This is a genomic window from Rhodovulum sulfidophilum DSM 1374, assembly GCF_001633165.1.
Classification (GTDB): domain Bacteria; phylum Pseudomonadota; class Alphaproteobacteria; order Rhodobacterales; family Rhodobacteraceae; genus Rhodovulum; species Rhodovulum sulfidophilum.
The window spans coordinates 1,235,915-1,252,920 of record NZ_CP015418.1; the positions used below are offsets into that span (position 1 = coordinate 1,235,915).

General features: G+C 66.6%; 14 protein-coding genes. 4 read left to right on the plus strand and 10 right to left on the minus strand.

Annotation, left to right across the window (positions count from 1 at the left end):
• The 4 genes from A6W98_RS05955 to A6W98_RS05970 form a co-directional block, all read right to left on the minus strand.
• Positions 1 to 1,056: a lipocalin-like domain-containing protein gene (locus A6W98_RS05955; RefSeq protein ID WP_042459101.1), complete on the minus strand. Its 1,056-nt coding sequence runs from the start codon at positions 1,054 to 1,056 to the stop codon at positions 1 to 3.
• Positions 1,046 to 3,463 carry an FtsX-like permease family protein gene (locus A6W98_RS05960; protein ID WP_155734731.1) on the minus strand — a complete coding sequence of 806 codons (2,418 nt, stop codon included), beginning with the start codon at positions 3,461 to 3,463 and terminating at the stop codon, positions 1,046 to 1,048. The genes A6W98_RS05955 and A6W98_RS05960 overlap by 11 nt, the downstream gene beginning before the upstream one ends.
• Complete coding sequence (locus A6W98_RS05965) at positions 3,460 to 4,119, minus strand: ABC transporter ATP-binding protein (protein WP_042459104.1); 660 nt, start codon at positions 4,117 to 4,119, stop codon at positions 3,460 to 3,462. The genes A6W98_RS05960 and A6W98_RS05965 overlap by 4 nt, the downstream gene beginning before the upstream one ends.
• A 114-nt stretch (positions 4,120 to 4,233) precedes the next feature.
• Positions 4,234 to 4,437, minus strand: a complete 204-nt coding sequence (locus tag A6W98_RS05970) for a YgaP family membrane protein (protein WP_042459107.1) — start codon at positions 4,435 to 4,437, stop codon at positions 4,234 to 4,236.
• Positions 4,438 to 4,604: 167 nt separating this feature from the next.
• Between A6W98_RS05970 and A6W98_RS05975 the strand changes: the two genes are divergently transcribed.
• The gene (locus tag A6W98_RS05975) at positions 4,605 to 4,877 is read left to right on the plus strand and encodes a metal/formaldehyde-sensitive transcriptional repressor (protein ID WP_042459110.1); all 273 of its coding nucleotides are present in this window, start codon (positions 4,605 to 4,607) and stop codon (positions 4,875 to 4,877) included.
• 8 nt (positions 4,878 to 4,885) lie between these two features.
• Positions 4,886 to 5,929 carry a CDF family Co(II)/Ni(II) efflux transporter DmeF gene (dmeF, locus tag A6W98_RS05980; protein ID WP_081251803.1) on the plus strand — a complete coding sequence of 348 codons (1,044 nt, stop codon included), beginning with the start codon at positions 4,886 to 4,888 and terminating at the stop codon, positions 5,927 to 5,929.
• A gap of 36 nt (positions 5,930 to 5,965) precedes the next feature.
• On the opposite strand, the gene A6W98_RS05985 is transcribed toward dmeF, so the two are convergent.
• Both A6W98_RS05985 and A6W98_RS20910 read right to left on the minus strand, forming a co-directional pair.
• Positions 5,966 to 7,741, minus strand: coding sequence for an SLC13 family permease (locus tag A6W98_RS05985; protein ID WP_042459113.1), 1,776 nt, complete (start codon positions 7,739 to 7,741; stop codon positions 5,966 to 5,968).
• A 550-nt stretch (positions 7,742 to 8,291) separates the two neighbouring features.
• Positions 8,292 to 8,429 carry a hypothetical protein gene (locus tag A6W98_RS20910; protein WP_155734732.1) on the minus strand — a complete coding sequence of 46 codons (138 nt, stop codon included), beginning with the start codon at positions 8,427 to 8,429 and terminating at the stop codon, positions 8,292 to 8,294.
• A 320-nt stretch (positions 8,430 to 8,749) separates the two neighbouring features.
• Here A6W98_RS20910 and A6W98_RS05990 point away from each other — a divergent pair, with 320 nt between their 5' ends.
• Positions 8,750 to 9,217 (plus strand): RrF2 family transcriptional regulator, encoded by a 468-nt coding sequence (locus A6W98_RS05990; protein ID WP_042459116.1) that lies wholly within the window; start codon positions 8,750 to 8,752, stop codon positions 9,215 to 9,217.
• 253 nt (positions 9,218 to 9,470) lie between these two features.
• Here the strand turns inward: A6W98_RS05990 and A6W98_RS05995 are convergent, their stop codons facing one another.
• Positions 9,471 to 10,376 (minus strand): UTP--glucose-1-phosphate uridylyltransferase, encoded by a 906-nt coding sequence (locus A6W98_RS05995; RefSeq protein WP_042459119.1) that lies wholly within the window; start codon positions 10,374 to 10,376, stop codon positions 9,471 to 9,473.
• Between the two features lie 1,097 nt (positions 10,377 to 11,473).
• Between A6W98_RS05995 and A6W98_RS20915 the strand changes: the two genes are divergently transcribed.
• Positions 11,474 to 11,827, plus strand: a complete 354-nt coding sequence (locus tag A6W98_RS20915) for a hypothetical protein (RefSeq protein WP_052677941.1) — start codon at positions 11,474 to 11,476, stop codon at positions 11,825 to 11,827.
• Positions 11,828 to 12,017: 190 nt separating this feature from the next.
• Here A6W98_RS20915 and A6W98_RS22120 read toward each other — a convergent pair whose 3' ends face one another.
• The 3 genes from A6W98_RS22120 to groL all read right to left on the minus strand — a co-directional run bounded on the left by A6W98_RS22120 (position 12,018) and on the right by groL (position 17,002).
• Positions 12,018 to 14,369: a calcium-binding protein gene (locus tag A6W98_RS22120; RefSeq protein WP_042459122.1), complete on the minus strand. Its 2,352-nt coding sequence runs from the start codon at positions 14,367 to 14,369 to the stop codon at positions 12,018 to 12,020.
• Positions 14,370 to 14,743: 374 nt separating this feature from the next.
• Positions 14,744 to 15,214 (minus strand): GNAT family N-acetyltransferase, encoded by a 471-nt coding sequence (locus tag A6W98_RS06010; protein WP_042459125.1) that lies wholly within the window; start codon positions 15,212 to 15,214, stop codon positions 14,744 to 14,746.
• A 141-nt stretch (positions 15,215 to 15,355) separates the two neighbouring features.
• On the minus strand, positions 15,356 to 17,002 hold the full coding sequence (gene groL, locus A6W98_RS06015) for a chaperonin GroEL (protein WP_042459128.1): 1,647 nt from the start codon (positions 17,000 to 17,002) through the stop codon (positions 15,356 to 15,358).
• Positions 17,003 to 17,006: the final 4 nt, after the last annotated feature.

A 17,006-nucleotide genomic window follows, 5' to 3' on the forward strand; every position in this document is an offset into this window, starting at 1 on the left:
TCAGTACCCGGTCATTTCCAGATAGCCCTCGCCCGGATGGCTGCCGCGCGCGGTGACCGGGCCTTCCCAATAGGGCACCCGGGTTGCGTTCCAGGCCCCGGGTTGCAGCGCCGTGACGGTGATGTCGAGCCCGCGCGCGGGCAGGCGGATCTGCCAGAGGGTCGGGATACTGCGCCCGTCCAGCTGGGTTTCGGCCTTCGGGATCATCTCGACCGCGCCGGGCGGCAAGGGCGCAGGGGTGCCGTCGGGCGCGATCCAGGTGCCGGTGAGAAAGTCGTCGCCCGCGCCCCGGAGCCGGAACACCATCAGCTTGGCGCCGCCGTCGAGATGCAGCGACAGCCAGTCCCAGCCGGTCTGGTCGGCCGCGAGCGGCTGGCTCGACCATTCGCGGTCGAGCCAGGCTCGGCCGGTGACGCGGACGGTCCGGTCGGGGAAGATCAGGCGGCCCTCGGCGCGGTAGAAGGGCTGCGAATAGTAATGGCTGGCCTGCCCGTCGCGCGACTTGACGGAATAGCCGCGCGCGCCCTGCAGGACCAGCGGCCCGGTCGCGACGAGGTCGAGATCATAGGCGAACCCCGTGCCGCTGGCGCCGAGCCGGGCGGCCGATAGCGGGTCGGCGCCGGGATCGGCGGTGCTGACCAGATGCCAGTCGTCGATCTCGGCGCGGAAGGGGGCGAGGGTCACGCCCGCCTGCCCGATGCCGCCACGGGCCAGCCGCTCGGCGCTTTTATGGGTGTCGGCCGAAGTGACGGCGGCATGGCCCATCCAGGCGGTGCGGTTCTGCCAGCCGGTGCCGGGATCGCCGGGCGCCAGCGCGCTGCGGAACAGCGTCCACTGGATGCCGTATTCCTTGCCGTCCTCGCCTTCGAGATTGGCCGTCACATACCACCATTCGATCCGGAACCCGGGATGGGCGCCATGATCGCGCGGAAATTCGAGCCGGGCGGCCGGGTCGGGCAGGGCATAGCCTTCGGCGGTGCCGCCGAGCCCGGCAAAGCCCTGGCCCAATGCGGGCAAGGGCAGCAGCAGCGCGCAGATCAGGGCCTTAACGTTCATCGGCGAAAACCTTCAGCAGATGGACCGGAGCGAGGCGTGCCAGCCTCCAGGCGGGCCAGGCGGCGGCCAGCCCCGCCGCGATCAGTGCCAGCGCGCCGAGCCAGAGCCAGTCCTTGGGGAAAAGCTGCATCGGCAGGCGCCAGCCGAAGGCCTCGACATTGATCACCGACAGCAGCACCCAGGCCAGAAGCAGCCCGACCGGCACCGCCAGCGCCATGGTCAGCAGCGCCAGCAGCACCGCGCGCAGCAGCTCCAGCCGGGCGAGGCGGCCGCGGGTCAGTCCCAGCGCCCAGACCGGGGCCAGCTGCGGCAGGCGCATGGTCGAGAGCGTGAGCAGGCTCATGAACATCGCAAAGCCCGCGACCCCCATGGTCAGCACGTTCAGCGCGGCGGTGACGGCGAAGGTGCGCTCGAACACCATCAGCGAGACCTGCTTGACCTCCTGTTGCGAGATCATGTTGTCGGCGGGCAGGCCGAAATCGTCCTCGATGGCGCTGCGAAGGGCGGCCACATTGGCCGGATCGGTGCGGATGGCATAGCGGCGGCGGTCGATCCCGGGATAAAGCGCCAGCAGATCGGCGATGCCGAGGATCGCCTGACCCTTGGTGTTGCCGTAATCGGCATAGACCCCGATCAGCGGCCGGGTCGCGCCGCCCGGAAGCGTCACCGGATCGCCGAGCTGCAGACCGGCGCGGCGCCAGAGCTGTTCGTTGACGATGACGCCCTTGCCCCGGGCAAGGCTTTTCCAGACCGAGGCATCGCCCCGGATCATCGGCCAGTTGTCGGGATAGGTGCGGTGATCGGCAACGCCGTAAACCTCGCCCGGACGGCCGAGCAGGGGGCCGTCGATCTTCCAGATCGGCAGCAGCGCCTCGGTACGGGGGGCCAGCCACTCGGCCAGGCGCCGGGCCTCCTCCTCGGTCCGGCCGGTGACGTAAAGCTCGGAGGGCAGCCGCTGGTCGAGCCAGGCGGTGAAGGCCAGCCGGAAGCTCGAGACCATGGTGCCGACGCCGATATTGGCCGAAAGCGCCAGCAGCAAGGCCATCAGCGCCAGCGACAGGCCCGGAAGCTGCTGTCGGGTATCGGCCCAGAACCACTGGGCGATCACGCCTTTCGACAGCCGCTCGCCCAGGGCCAGGGCCACGGCCAGCGCGCCCGGAAGCGCCAGCGCCGCGGCCAGCAAAAGCGCCCCCAGCAGGACGAAACCGCCCACCAGCCCCTCGCCCCTGACGGCTGCCCCCAGCGCGATCAGCGCAAGCAGCCCGGCAAGCGCGGTCTGCCAGGCGAGGCTGCGGGCCGAGGCGCGGCTCCAGGCGCGGGGCTGGGCAGGGGCCAGAACCGGCATCCGCGACAGTCTCCAGAGGCTTTGCGCCGCCGCGATCCCGGCCCCGGCCAGCGCCATGCCAAGCCCCGCGACGGCCCATTCGGGGCGCAGCGACAGGCTGCCGGAGACGCTTGCGCCGTAAAGCCCGCGCAGCGTCGCCGCCACATCGGGCAGGAGCGCCGCGGCGATGACATAGCCAAGCGCGATGCCCGCCAGTCCGGCGATCAGGGCAAAGCCCATGATCTCGGCCGCGAGCAGCCCCACCAGCAGGCGCAGCGGCAGGCCGAGCGCGCGAAGCGTGCGGAAGACCGGGCGGCGCTGTTCGAAGGCGAGGCCGATGGCGGAATGGACGATGAACAGCCCGACCGCGAAGGACAGGAAGCCGAAGGCGGTCAGGTTGAGATGAAAGCTGCCGGTCAGTGCGCCCATATCGGCCTGCTCGGCCGGGCTCTGGCGGATAAGCCCGGGCGCGATCTCGTCAAGCGGCCGCTGGCGCAACGGCTGTTCGGGCGCAAGCAGCAGGCGGCTGATCTCGCCCCCGGCCCGCAAAAGCCGCTGGGCGGTGCCGATATCGACCAGAAGCAGGCCCGGCGCCATCCCCGGGGCCGCGGCCAGCGGTGGCAGGCCGGGCGCGCCGATCCGGGTCAGCTCCTCGACGGTCTGGGGGGCGGCGAAGGCAAGGCCCTCGGCCGAAAGGAACGCCCCCGAGCGGCTTTCATCGGCGACGGCTTCGGGCAGGCTGCCCGCGGGCAGGGTGAAGGGATCGACCCCGAGAATGCGCAGCGGCACGCCCCGATGCGACCACCGCCCTTCGAGCACCGGCGAAACCAGCCAGCCCGCCCGGCGCAGGTCGAGAAAGACCTGCTGGCCGATATGCTGCCCGTCGCGGGCGACGAGGCTGTCCAGCCGGTCCTGCGCCAGCACCGCCGCGGCGCGGTCATAGCTTTGCCGCGCCTCGGCATTGATCGCCTGCACCCCCGACCAGAGCGCGGTCGCCAGCGCCAGCCCGAGGAAGAGCCCGGCCAGTTGCAGCGGGTGGCGTCGCCAATGCGACAGAAGCGCGGTAATGGCGGTCCGGATCATGCCGCGAGCCGCCCGCCCGCAAGATGCACGCGCCGCCCCAGCCGCGCGGCGAGCCGGGGCGAATGCGTGACCATCAGAAGCCCCGCGCCCGCCTCGGCCACCAGTTCGAGCATCAGCTCCATCACCGCGTCGCCGGTGGCTTCGTCGAGATTGCCGGTGGGCTCGTCGGCCAGTAGCAGAGCGGGCCGGATCGCCAGCGCCCGGCCGATGGCCACGCGTTGCTGCTGGCCGCCCGAAAGCTGTTCGGGATAGCGCGACAGCAGCCCCGACAGACCGAGCCTGTCGGCCAGTTTCGCGGCCCGGTCCGGATCGTGACGGCCCGCCAGCCGGGCCTGGAAGGCGAGGTTCGCCGCCACGTCGAGCGAGGGGATCAGGTTGAACTGCTGGAAGACCAGCCCCACCGTCTCGCGCCGGAGCGCGGCGAGGCGGAGCTCGGAAGCGTGGGTCAGATCCTGCCCGGCAACCTCGATCCGGCCGCGATCGGCGCGGTCGAGCCCGGCGCAGAGGTGCAGAAGCGTGCTTTTGCCGGAACCGGATTCGCCGGTCAGCGCAACCGTCTCGCCGGGGGCGAGCGCGAGATCGACACCGCCCAGAACCTCGACCCGGGCGCCCCCGGTCTCGTAGCCCTTGCCGATGTCGGAAAGTGATAAGAGCATGGGCCGCCTTCCCGTCTGCCTTGCCGTCCTGTCGCGCCTATCTAGCGCGTCGGGCGGGCGGGCACAGCCCCGTCCGGGCGGACCGGGTGCCGCAGACAGGGGTCGGCAGGGCGCTCAGTCGAAGACGGTGCCGGGTCGGATCCCGAGCCGCCTGAACAGGATCGCGGCGGGGCAGAAGCCCGTCACCGAGGCCTGCATCATGTTCAGGCCGACAAAGGCGGTCAGCAGGTACCAGAGGGGCGAGACCCAGGTGCCGAGGCCAAGCGACAGAAGGATCATGCAGCCCGCGAACATCATCACGGCGCGGTCGAGGGTCATGGCGGGTCTCCTTTTCGGGGCGGGCCTGTGTCCGGCCCGGACGGATCCAAGCTAGGCGCTGCCGAACATGAATTCAAGAAATGGAATTTGAACCTTGCCCGCGAGGCGGATTGATTTTCGGGCCGGTCCCTGATAGGGGTACCCCCTATACCTATCGAGGCATATGAATGTCGCATCTTACCAAGGACAAGCCGAAGCTCCTGGCGCGTGTGCGCCGTCTGAAGGGGCAGATCGAGGCGATCGAGCGGGCCATCGAGGCCGAGAAGGATTGCGGTGCGATCCTGCAACTCGTGGCCTCCGTGCGTGGTGCCACCGCCGGGCTGACCCAGGAACTGATCGAGGATCACCTGCGCCATCACGTCATTCTGGTCGAGGACGAGACCGGTCGTGAACAGGGCGGCGCGGAACTCGCCTCGGTTCTTCGCACCTATCTGAAATAGGCCGGATCATGCATGACCACGCCCCCTCCGACAGCTCTCACCCTCCCCGCAACGACACCGGCGAGGCAGCAGCGCTTTGCCATCCGCGCGGTCCCGGCGGGCCCGACCATGTGTTCCTCGGGGCCGATCACGACCGCAATGCGCGGCGGACCTGGCTGGTGATCGGCATCACCGCGACGATGATGGTGATCGAGATCGCGGCGGGCACGGTCTTCGGCTCGATGGCGCTGCTGGCCGATGGCTGGCACATGGCCACCCATGCCGCGGCGCTGTCCATTGCCGCGCTGTCCTACATGTTCGCCCGCCGTCACGCCCATGATCCGCGCTTCACCTTCGGCACCGGCAAGCTGGGCGACCTGGCGGCCTTCGGCAGTGCGGTGGTGCTGGGCCTGGTCGCGCTTCTGATCGGCTGGGAGAGCCTCGTCCGGCTGGTGCATCCGGTCGGCATCCATTTCGGCGAGGCGATCCTCGTGGCCATTGTCGGTCTCGCGGTCAATATCGGCAGCGCGGTGCTGCTGCATCAGGGGCCGCACGCGCATGGTCCTCACGGGCACGACCACGACCACGGCCACGGGCACGGCGCGCATGCCGATGCCGACCATCACTCTCACGGACATGCCCACCACCACGAGGTCGATAACAACCTGCGCGCCGCCTATCTGCATGTGCTGGCCGATGCGCTGACCTCGGTTCTGGCCATCGCGGCGCTGGTCGCGGGGCGCGCCTTCGGCTGGGTGTGGCTCGACCCGGTCATCGGGCTGCTGGGCGCGCTGCTGATCGCGCGTTGGTCCTTCGGGCTGATGCGCGATTCTGGCGGGGTGCTGGTCGATTTCTTGCCGCGGTCCGAAACCCTGCCGCAGAAGATCCGTGAGGCCATCGAGACCGACGGCGCCCGGGTGGTCGACCTGCATGTCTGGCAGCTCGGTCCCGGCCATCGCGGCGCCATCGTCGCGATCTCGGATGCCGATCCGCGCCCGGCCGCCGAATATCGCGGACGGCTGGCGCATCTGGGCCGCCTCTCGCATGTCACGATCGAGGTCGAGGCGGTCTGAACCGCCCCGGCCTGCGCCGTCCGGCCAGGGCGCCGTTCAGAACGGGAAGAAAAGCGGGATCACCCCCACCGCCACCACCGCGAAGATGATGTTCAGCGGCAACCCCACCTTCAGGAAGTCGCGGAACCGGTAGCCGCCCGCGCCATAGACGAAGGTGTTGGTCTGATAGCCGATGGGGGTGGCGAAACTGGCCGAGGCCGCGAACATCACCGCCATGATGAAGGGCCGCGGATCGACGCCAAGCTGCACCGCCAGCCCGATCACGATGGGCCCGACCAGAACCGCCACCGCGTTGTTGCTGATCATCTCGGTCAGCGCGCTGGTCAGCACATAGACCGCGGCCAGGATCGCCAGCGGGCCGAACCCGCCCAGAAGCCCCACCACCCAGTCGACGATCAGCTGCGCGGTGCCGGTCTCTTCCATGCCCTTGCTGAGGCCCAGCATCCCGAAGATCAGGAACAGGATCCGCCAGTCGATGGCGTTGAAGGCCTCTTCGGGATCGACGCAGCGGGTCAGCATCACCGCAACCGCCCCGATCACCGCAAGCCCGGCAATGGGCATGACATCGAAGGCGGCGAGCCCCACGACCGCCATCATCGTGGCGATGGCGACGGGCGCCTTTGCCCGCCGCATCGGCCGTTCGGAGGGCGCCGACAGGTTCACCACCCCGCCATCCTCGACCAGCCGGCGCAGCCCTTCTGCGGGGCCTTCCAGCAGCAGTGTGTCGGCGAATTGCAGGCGGATGTCGTCGGTCCGCTCCGACAGGTTGCGGTCGGCGCGATGCACGGCCATGACATAGACGCCATAATTGCGCCGCAGCCGCAGCTCGCCCAGCGGCCGGCCGCGCAGGATCGAATTCGGACCGATGCTGGCCTCGAGCGTCACGGTCTGGTCCGCGGTGACCGGTTCGACGCCCCGGTCCGAGAGGTCGCGGAACGCCACCTGGCCGTTTTCCTTCAGCCCGAGGATCTCGCCGGTTCCGGTTTTCAGGACCAGCCGGTCGCCGCGCTCCAGCTCCAGGTCGTCGAGGCGTCGCCGCATCGAGACCTCGCCCCGGATCACGTCGAGGATGCGGGTTTCGGCGGTGTTGAAGGGCAGGTCGTCGAGCCGCTTGCCGATATAGCGCGACCCGGCCGGAATGAGCAGCCGGGCGAGAAACCGGCGCCGGGTCTCGCGGCCGACCAGATGCGCCAGCGATTGCCGGTCGGGCAGCAGGAAGCGTCCGGCGATGGCCAGGTAGGCCATGCCCACCAGCACGAAGATCATCCCCGGCAGGGTCATCTCGAACATCGAGATCGGCGGCTGGCCGGTCTCGCGCGCGACCCCGCTCATCAGGATGTTGGTCGAGGTGCCGACAAGGGTCAGCGTTCCGCCGAAGATCGCCGAGAAGGACAGCGGGATCAACATGCGCGAGGGCGCGACGCCCACGCTGGCGGCGACCGAGATCATCACTGGCGTCAGCAGGATCACGACCGGGGTGTTGTTCATGAAGGCCGAGGCCAGCACCGTCACGATCATCATAAGGAAGAGCGCGCGCAGATATGACCCTCCGGCCCGCGCGGTCATGAATTCGCCAAGCGTGGCCAGCACGCCTGTGCGTTCCAGCGCGGCCGAGATGATGAACATCATCGCGATGGTGATCGGCGCGCTGGAGCCGAACACGGTCAGGAAATCGCCGGTCCCGATGATCCCGGTGGCAAGCAATGCGGCCGAGGCCGCAAGCGCGGTCACTTCGGGCGGGTATGTTTCCTTGATGAAACTGAGAAAGACGATGGCAAGCAGGGCAAGAACGACGATCTGGTCGAGCGACATCCGGACGGACCTTCCGATGGGCGCATTTATTCAATCAAAATACGATAGGTTAGATCGGGTTTTTGTGGAAGCGGTTCGTTGGCGATGCGTCTGACCGCAGGGGGCGTTTTCCGGCATGGCCTTTTCCCGGTGACCGTTACCGGCGCTGGCGTGATATGACGTTCGGTCAGGCTCGAAAGCCGGGCAGGCCGGATGGCCGTGCGACGGGCAGCGTCGAGACGAGGCGGCGGAAGGCGTTCCGCAGCAGGGCGAGAGCCGCAGCGGGGCGCCCGTCCCGTCCGAGGTGTGGGGTGCTGCATGGCCCGGCAGGACGGCCCCTTCGGCCAGCATGTGGGGAAATGGGGCGGCAGCCGGAAGACCAGCATGAGGGCGTCGGCCAGCCGCCTCGCGCTCAGAACGATGTCGCGCGGACATCCGAAAACCCGCGGGGGCAGGGCCAGCCCGACAGGGTGACGGGACGCCTTTCCAGCGCCGTCCGGGCGGGTTCCGGTGGCTTATCGCTGCCAGCGGCCCAGAGGCGGCTCCGGCTTTTCGGCGCGTGGCTATCGCGTTAGTGTCGCGCGCTCTGGCTTTGCCCGGCGGCCGAGGACGTCACGGTCCACAGGCTTTCGGGTGTCAGGATGAAGGCGAAGAGCCCCAGATAGGCGGTCAGAAAGATGATCAGGGCGCCCGCATTGCGCCGCCTCATCGTCACAAACCCGCCGAAACCCGCTCTCTGAGCTGGCTGCATGGTGCGAATCCCCCATTGTGGCCCGTTAAGTCTACAGGGCTCGTCGTGATAAATCCTCCCATCCTTCGCGGTTTCGGAGAAGAGAATTCCCCGGCCGGGGAGAGGGCTGCCCTCCGGAGGTCGCAAAAGCCTCGTGGTCAGCGCCGGGGCCTGACCGGCGGTTTCCGTTTAGGATATTGAATTTATGTGGTTTATTTATCTTTTCAGAGAGAGGGCATTGCGGTGGACAGCGGATTCCTCCGCTTGATCGGCGCCGGTTTCGTCCCTATTCGTGACATATGATCACCCAGAAGACAAAGTATGCCCTGAAGGCCATGATCGCGCTTGCGGAAGAGGCCGCCGGGGCGGGTGAGGCGCTGACAATCGAGCAGATCTCGCAGCGCTCGGGCGCGCCCAAGCGGTTTCTGGAACATATCCTGCTCGATCTAAAGCGCACGGGCTATCTCGGATCGCGCCGGGGCCGGTCGGGCGGCTATCTGCTGATCAAGGAGCCGCGTCAGGTCTCGATCGGCGAATTGCTGCGCGAGGTGGACGGGCCGATCGCGCCGCTGCCCTGCCTGTCGCGCCGGGCCTATCAGCCCTGCGAGGATTGCGAGGACGAGGAAAGCTGCCGGATCCGCAGGCTTTTCGGCCAGGTCTTCTACGCCTATCTGCTGCTGATCGAATCGCTGACCCTGGCCGATCTTCTGGAAAGCCCCGAGCGGATCGAACGGCTGGTGGCGGATGCCGCCCTGCCGCCCGTCTGAGGGCCCGGCCTTTCCGCTGATCCTTCCCTGTGCTTGCGACTGAGCCCATTCCCGGGTGTCGACGATCACGGTCGCGAGGTTCGAGGGGGGGCGGTCGATCCCGGTTACGGTCGAGGACAGGTCCTGACGAGCTTGGGGCTGGCCAGGGCGCTGTCCTCGTCCAGCTTACCCCGTCCCGGTCGCCACAGATCGCGTAGCGGCATGCGAACCGATATAGCCCGCGCCGCCCGTCACCAGGACATGCGCCATCGCCCTATTCCGCCGCCTCCGGCCGCGCGAACATGTCGCGCAGATAGTCCTCGAACTCGCCCTTCAGCTCGGGCCGCGCCAGCGCGAAGGACACCGTCGCCTGCAGGAAACCCGCCTTCGAGCCGCAATCGAAGCGCTGGCCGCCGAAGCGGTAGCCGTAAACCCCCTGGCCGTCGATCTCCTGGGCGATGGCATCGGTCAGCTGCAGCTCGCCCCCGGCTCCGAACCGCTCGTGGCGCAGGTTCTGGTCGAGATTGTGCAGCACCTTCGGCGTCAGGATATAGCGCCCGATCACCGCCAGGTTCGAGGGCGCCTCCTCCAGCGCGGGCTTCTCGACCATCCCCTTCACCAGCACCCGGTCGCCCATGTCCCGGGCGATGTCGAGAATGCCGTAGGCCGAGGCCTTCTCGGGCGGCACCTCCATCGCCGCGACCATGTTCGCCCCGGTCTCGCGATAGGCCTCGGTCATCTGCTGCAGGCAGGGCGTCTCGGCCGCGATCACGTCATCGGGCAGGATCACCGCGAAGGGTTCGTTGCCGATCAGCCGCCGCGCGCACCACACTGCATGGCCAAGCCCCATCGCCCTCTTCTGGCGGATATAGGCGATCGCCCCGCTTTCCATGTCGGTGCTGCGCAGGATCTCCAGCAGGTCGTCCTTGCCCTTCGAGCGCAGCGAATCCTCCAGATGCGGCGCGTGGTCGAAGTAATCCTCGAGCGCGCTTTTGCCCCGCGACGTCACGAAGATGAAATCCGTGATGCCGGCCGCCCGCGCCTCGTCGATCGCGTATTGGATCAGCGGGCGGTCGACCAGCGTCATGATCTCCTTCGGGATCGATTTCGTCGCAGGAAGGAAACGAGTCCCAAGACCCGCTACAGGAAAAATCGCCTTCGTAACTTCCCGGTTCTGCATTCAAAATATTCCTTTTCGACAAGATGAAAGACAACAGGCGGGGTCGGAGGCGCATCCGCCGAAGAGCGACGACAGGCCCGGCGCGAAGGCCGCGATGCCGATGACCGGAGACGGCGCCGCCATCCGCCGCAGACCGGCCGCGACCGCGGCTGGCTCGAACCGGGCCGCGACCCATTTCGATCCGCCCGCGCGCTGTCATAGCGGCGGCGGTCATGGTAGCGGAGCTCGCGCGAGGCGGTGCCCTGAAGACCGCTCCGGCGCCTATGGCCGACCGGCTGGTCGCTCATCTGTGCCCGATCCCCAGCCGGATGCGGCGCGATGCCGGTCGCCGGGGGAAGCCGGAAAGGGTGCTGATCCGGGGGCATGTCAATTGGCCAGCGCAAGCGGGCTCCCGTCCAGGGGGTTCAGGGTCTGGTCCGGATCGGCCGGATCCGCAGTCATGAGCATCGGCCTCCGATAGGGTGTCACCGCGCCCGAGGCGGCCATCCCCTCGATCGCGCACGGTTTCGGCGAAAAGATCGTAGAGCGAAACCGTCCCCATTCCAGTGCCTGCGGCCGCCCGACGCGCGGATCGGCAAGGTGCAGCCATAACGGCCTGCCCGGTCGGCCTACCATGACGCTACAGGACGGCCCGTCCTTCAGCGCCGTCGCCTGGGCCCCGATGGCCGATCCGGCGCCGACGGTGAAGCCGGACGTGATAAAGGCGCCGTCCCCCGGTCCAGATGTCGGGGTCAGACGTCGAGCATCGGGGCAGTGCGGCGGTAAGGGAGATAGCCACGCACATTGCTGACTGTTTGATCCCGGAGTTTGATGGGGCGGTCCTCTTGAAGGAATGGAAGGACGCGTTGCGGGGCAGGGGCGTCACGACCGCGCCATGATCATGCAGACCATCCGGGTCGCAACGGCCGCTGATCGCATGTTTCGAGCGCGTGGCTGGGCAAGCGGGCGATGGTCGAGGATCGCAAGTCCGGGCCGAAAGAACCGCGCTCGACTGTTCTCACCGAAGCCAGGTCGGCGATGCCCGGCGCAATCCGGCGGCTCAGGCTGCTGCCGGCGGATGAGTGTCTCTATGCTCTTTACACGCAGTTCCCCAATTCATGGAAAAGGTGGATCGCAAGACCGCGAGGGAGGTTCTCGAATATTGCCTGACCAAGCCCGACCATCCGTCGAGCGGCGAGAAAAACCGATTGGAGGCTGTTTTCCCGAGCAGCGGTCAGGCTGAGCGCATGAACCGCAGCGTCAGGGAGGTAGGCGGTAAATGCTTCCACCATGACCCCAACGACCAGTTGCGAAGACAGCTTGCCGCCGTCATGGCGTCTGAGAACTTCGATCGCAGGCTCAAGACCCTCGGCGGGGACATGTCGCGCGAAGATATCTGCAAGATCCGGATTTCAGAGCCGGTCAGATCCCTCCTCGTCCCGATCCGTCAGATGCCGGGCCCCGACAGCTGATGGGGGACATTTGCTGTGCAATTGCGACAATCTTCAGAACCCCGCTGCAGACCCTTCATGTTCCGCCCGGTATCGCGCCACAGAGCGGGCTGTCCGGGAGGTCGCTGCCCCTTGGCGCAATGTCCGCGGGACACCTGCGGATTATCCGCAGGTGCCGGTCCGGTTGCGGCGCATTCCCTGCGTTCAGAACTCACAGCAGGAAATCGGTGACCGCGAGGCTGTAGAGCCCGTCGAGACGGATCTCGAGATCGACCGCCCCGTTGCCGCTGATATCGGCCAGGATCACCGTCATGCCGGGCACGGCCGTCAGGTCCGCCCGCAACTCGCCCGCCGTGCCGCTGAACGCCGCCGTGCCGATGAAATCGAAGTCCTGGTCTCCGGCCAGCCCGGAATTCGCGTCGATCCCCGAGAGGTCGAGCAGATCCTCGCCCCGGACGAAATCGGTGATGCGGTCGATATTGGCGCCGTTGCTGTGGCTCGCGACATTGAAGTCGAAGATGTCGGCTCCGGCCATGCCGGTCAGGATGTCGCCGCCCGCGCCGCCGGACAGGTTGTCATTGCCCCTGCCGCCGATGATCACATCGTCCCCGGCGCTGCCTATGATGGTGTCGCTGCCCGATCCGCCATCGATGTGTTCGATCCCGCTCAGGGCGGTGCCGGAGAAGTCCAGCAGGTTATGCCCGCCCGAGCCCTGCAGTACGACGCCGACATGCCTGTCGGCATCGACGATCTCGACGCCGACAAGCCCGCCGAGGCCGATGGTGACATTGTCGGCCGTGGCCAGGATGCGGTCTGCGGCGCCTGCGCCGCCATCGACCATGTCATAGCCGTTCGCCCCGGTCCCATAGAGGAAGGTGTCGTTGCCGGACCCGCCATTCAGGATGTCGTCCCAGGCCCCGCCGATGAGAATATCGTTGCCCGTGCCCGCGTCGATCCTGTCATTGCCGTAGCCGCCCTCGAGCCGGTCATTGCCCGCCCCGCCTTCGATCGTGTCGTTCCCGCCGCCGCCGGTGATGGTGTCGTTGCCGCTGCCGCCCAGAAGGGTGTCGGCGCCCTTGCCGCCCTCGAAGGTGCAGGCCTGCGTCGCGATGCTGCCGTCGATCCAGTCATGGCCGCCGGAGCCGATCACGGTGAAGAGGTCGAGGTCGAGATTGCAGGAGATCGTGCTGCTGTCGGTCAGGGTCGCAATGCTTGCATTCGCCGCGAGGTCGAATACGACCGCGGTTGCGGTGCGGCCGTTTTCATCCGTCTCGGAATAGTCGAGGATCAGATGATCGGTGCCGCCGGTCCCGTCGATATAGGCCGAGGCAATGCCGATCCGGATGGTATCGTTGCCCTCGGCAAGCGTGATATCGGCGTATTCGATGCCGCGGATATCCCCGCCCTGGCTGATGTCGAGATCGTAGTCGATGTGGTAATACGGCGCCATTATGACCAGAGTGTCATTCCCTGTGCCGCCGTAGATGCGGTCCTGTCCAAGCTGTGTGTAGATATAGTCATCGCCCGAGCCGCCATCGAGCAAGGGGGCGCCCTCGCCGGCGATCAGCGTGTCGCTGCCGGCCCCGCCATGGAGCTCGCCATCGCTGTCGCCCGAGTCGAGATAGTCGTCGCCATCATCGCCCCAGAGTTCCGAGACGGAGTAGAGATATCCGTAAATGGTATCATTCCCGTTGCCGCCATGCAGGATGTCGTAATCGGAACAACCGTGGATCTGGTCATGCCCGTCGCCGCCATCGAGGATGGACGACTCGAAGCTGCCCCAGATCGTGTCGTTCCCTGCACCGCCGTCGACCGTCCCTCCGCCGGCTTCCGAGATGTCGATCAGGTCATTGCCCGCAGAGCCCACGATGTCGAAATCGTCAAAGCCGTAGATGCCGAAGCTTTGAGTGCTGGAATCGCTGAGGTGAATGGTCCCGCCAGAGACGTCAAGATTGACCGAAACCGCCGTCCGGCCGCCGAGATCGGTTCCGGAATAGTCGAGATGGAGGCACCCGGCACCGTCGATATCGGCCAGCAGAAAGCCTGCATAGACATCGCGCTCGCCGCCCGACAGGGAGGCGCCGATCCGCTCGAAACCGCTCCATGTAACGCCGGTTCCGGCGCCGGTGGTGAGGTCGATGCTCTGGCCGGCGCCCGGTCCCAGAACGAGATGGAGCATGTCGGTTCCCGCGCCGCCGATGACCGTGTCGCCGCCATGCGCCCAGATCTCGTCATTGCCCGCGCCGCCGTTGATCAGGTCGGTGCCGCCCTCGCCATTGAGATAGTCGTTGCCGGTACCGCCCAGCAGCGTGTCGTTGCCGTCATCGCCGGTGATCTCGTCATTGCCCGCGCCGCCGATCACCACCAGTTGCTCGACATTCGCGATGCTCAGGCTGACCGAATTGTAGGTCGAGGACCAGGTCGTGCCCAGCAGCGTGCCGCTTAGCCCGGCGAGGAGGGAGGTGGCATCTATCGTGACGGTATCGAAGCCGCCCAGCGCATCGAAAGTCTGCGCACTGCCGGACGGGACGATTGTTTCATGGTCGTTCCCATTCGTGAACATCGGATGGCCCCCATAGCCTGAAATTACGCACCATCAAAACATGTCGCGGTCCCTGCACGACAAATTTCCGGGTTTGCGCGAAACGACGGCATCAACCGGAAAGACGACTCGCTGGTATATAAATTTTTAATTAAATTTAATTAAGCGACTTTTCGTATCGCAAGTCAATCTGCAATCTTTGTTTAACTTTCCGGGGGTATTCTTTGCGTCATTTGTTAATAATCATGAACAAATCAATTGTTCTTCCATTTCTCGAAAACGGCCGGGACAGGCGCGCGCGACGCGTCGCCCGACTGTCCGGAAGTCTGTCCGGAAATCTGTCGGGAAAGCCGTTCTGCGGGATCGCCTGGGGGGCGTGAGGCAAGCGGTGCGTTTCAGGCCCCGAAGGCCGGTGCATAGACCAGCCGGAGCAGCGGCGGCGGGCCGCTCGGATCGGGTTCGTAAATCGCGGTCACGTCAAGAGGGTAGGGCGAAACCAGATTGGCGGCGCGGCCGACGGAAAAGCCGAAGCGCGTGTAATATCCGGGCTCGCCCAGCACCACCACCGGCCCTTCGACCACTTCGAGGGCGGCGTGGATCAGGCGTCCGCCAAGGCCCAGCCCCTGCGATCCCGGCGCCACCGCGACCGGCGCCAGCGCATACCAGCCCCGGGGCTCGACCATATGGACCAGCGCCAGATAGGCCCGGATCTCTTCCTTGTCATTGGCCAGTACCCATTCGCGGGCCATGGCCTTTCCGGATCGCAGCGCCGCGACCAGCCGGGCTTCGTCGGGGCGGCCGAATGCGGCATCGAGCAGCCGGGCGATGGGACCGTAATCGGAGGCGGTGGCGGGACGGATGGTCATGGGGCGAGCCTAGCAAATTCGGGCGGTGCGGGAAGGGCCCGGCTGACTCGCATCTTGACGCAGTGGACATCGCGAGCGTCCGGAGCGCGAAAGAGAAAGGGGTCGCCGCAGCGACCCCTTTCCGATGTTCACAAGGGCAGATTACATCATGCCGCCCATGCCGCCCATGTCGGGCATGCCGCCGCCGGCGGCGGGGGCGCCTTTCGGCTCGGGCTTGTCGGCCACCATCGCCTCGGTGGTGATCAGCAGGCCCGCGACCGAGGCCGCGTCTTCCAGAGCGGTCCGGGTCACCTTGGCCGGGTCGATCACGCCGAACTTGAACATGTCGCCATATTCTTCGGTCTGGGCGTTGAAGCCGAAATGGGTGTCGTCGCTTTCGCGGATCTTGCCCGCAACGACGGCACCGTCGACACCGGCATTCTCGGCGATCTGACGCAGCGGGGATTCCAGAGCGCGGCGCACGATGGCGATACCGGCATTCTGGTCGCTGTTGTCGCCGGTCAGGCCTTCAAGCACCTTGGCGCCTTGCACCAGGGCCACGCCGCCGCCGACGATCACGCCTTCCTGCACCGCGGCGCGGGTGGCGTTCAGGGCGTCGTCGACGCGGTCCTTGCGCTCTTTCACCTCCACTTCGGTCAGGCCGCCGACGCGGATGACGGCAACGCCGCCGGCCAGCTTGGCAACACGTTCCTGCAGCTTCTCGCGGTCATAGTCCGAGGAGGTTTCCTCGATGTTCTGACGGATTTGCGAAACGCGGGCTTCGATCTCGGCCTTGTCGCCATGGCCGTCGATGATGGTGGTCTCGTCCTTGGTGATGGTGACCTTCTTGGCCTGGCCAAGCATGTCCATCGTCACGTTCTCGAGCTTCATGCCGAGATCTTCCGAGATCACCTGGCCGCCGGTGAGGATCGCGATGTCCTGCAGCATGGCCTTGCGGCGGTCGCCGAAGCCCGGCGCTTTCACCGCAGCGATCTTCAGGCCGCCGCGCAGCTTGTTGACCACGAGGGTCGCCAGCGCTTCGCCTTCGACATCCTCGGCGATGATCAGCAGCGGTTTTTGCGACTGGATGACCGATTCCAGCAGCGGAACCATCGGCTGCAGCGACGAGAGTTTCTTCTCGTGCAGCAGGATCAGGCAGTCTTCCAGATCGGCGACCATCTTGTCGGGGTTGGTCACGAAGTAGGGCGACAGGTAGCCGCGGTCGAACTGCATCCCTTCGACGACTTCGACCTCGGTTTCCATGCCCTTGTTTTCTTCGACGGTGATCACGCCGTCATTGCCGACCTTCTGCATCGCGTCGGCGATGAAGCGGCCGATATTCGCTTCGCCGTTGGCCGAGATGGTGCCGACCTGGGCGACTTCGTCGGAATCGTTGACCGGACGGGCGGCGGCCTTGATGGCCTCGACGACCTTGGCGGTGGCCATGTCGATGCCGCGCTTCAGATCCATCGGGTTCATGCCCGCGGCCACGGCCTTGGTGCCTTCCTTGACGATGGCCTGAGCCAGCACGGTCGCGGTGGTGGTGCCGTCGCCGGCCTCGTCATTGGTGCGGGAAGCGACTTCCTTCACCATCTGCGCGCCCATGTTCTCGAACTTGTCTTCCAGTTCGATTTCCTTGGCGACGGTCACGCCGTCCTTGGTGATCCGGGGCGCCCCGAAGGATTTCTCGATCACCACGTTGCGGCCTTTCGGGCCCAGGGTGACCTTGACCGCATCGGCGAGGATGTTCACGCCTTTCAGCATGCGGTTGCGCGCATCGGTATCGAACTTGACGTCCTTGGCAGCCATATCG

What these genes read in the sequence shown, in the direction of transcription:
- A6W98_RS05965 (WP_042459104.1), bottom strand. Translation starts at nt 4,119, where the DNA reads ATGCTCTTATCACTTTCCGACATCGGCAAGGGCTACGAGACCGGGGGC.
- A6W98_RS05995 (WP_042459119.1), bottom strand. Translation starts at nt 10,376, where the DNA reads ATGCAGAACCGGGAAGTTACGAAGGCGATTTTTCCTGTAGCGGGTCTT.
- A6W98_RS05970 (WP_042459107.1), bottom strand. Translation starts at nt 4,437, where the DNA reads ATGACCCTCGACCGCGCCGTGATGATGTTCGCGGGCTGCATGATCCTT.
- A6W98_RS05985 (WP_042459113.1), bottom strand. Translation starts at nt 7,741, where the DNA reads ATGTCGCTCGACCAGATCGTCGTTCTTGCCCTGCTTGCCATCGTCTTT.
- A6W98_RS20910 (WP_155734732.1), bottom strand. Translation starts at nt 8,429, where the DNA reads ATGAGGCGGCGCAATGCGGGCGCCCTGATCATCTTTCTGACCGCCTAT.
- A6W98_RS05990 (WP_042459116.1), top strand. Translation starts at nt 8,750, where the DNA reads ATGATCACCCAGAAGACAAAGTATGCCCTGAAGGCCATGATCGCGCTT.
- A6W98_RS05955 (WP_042459101.1), bottom strand. Translation starts at nt 1,056, where the DNA reads ATGAACGTTAAGGCCCTGATCTGCGCGCTGCTGCTGCCCTTGCCCGCA.
- A6W98_RS05960 (WP_155734731.1), bottom strand. Translation starts at nt 3,463, where the DNA reads ATGATCCGGACCGCCATTACCGCGCTTCTGTCGCATTGGCGACGCCAC.
- groL (WP_042459128.1), bottom strand. Translation starts at nt 17,002, where the DNA reads ATGGCTGCCAAGGACGTCAAGTTCGATACCGATGCGCGCAACCGCATG.
- A6W98_RS05975 (WP_042459110.1), top strand. Translation starts at nt 4,605, where the DNA reads ATGTCGCATCTTACCAAGGACAAGCCGAAGCTCCTGGCGCGTGTGCGC.
- dmeF (WP_081251803.1), top strand. Translation starts at nt 4,886, where the DNA reads ATGCATGACCACGCCCCCTCCGACAGCTCTCACCCTCCCCGCAACGAC.
- A6W98_RS20915 (WP_052677941.1), top strand. Translation starts at nt 11,474, where the DNA reads ATGGAAAAGGTGGATCGCAAGACCGCGAGGGAGGTTCTCGAATATTGC.
- A6W98_RS22120 (WP_042459122.1), bottom strand. Translation starts at nt 14,369, where the DNA reads ATGTTCACGAATGGGAACGACCATGAAACAATCGTCCCGTCCGGCAGT.
- A6W98_RS06010 (WP_042459125.1), bottom strand. Translation starts at nt 15,214, where the DNA reads ATGACCATCCGTCCCGCCACCGCCTCCGATTACGGTCCCATCGCCCGG.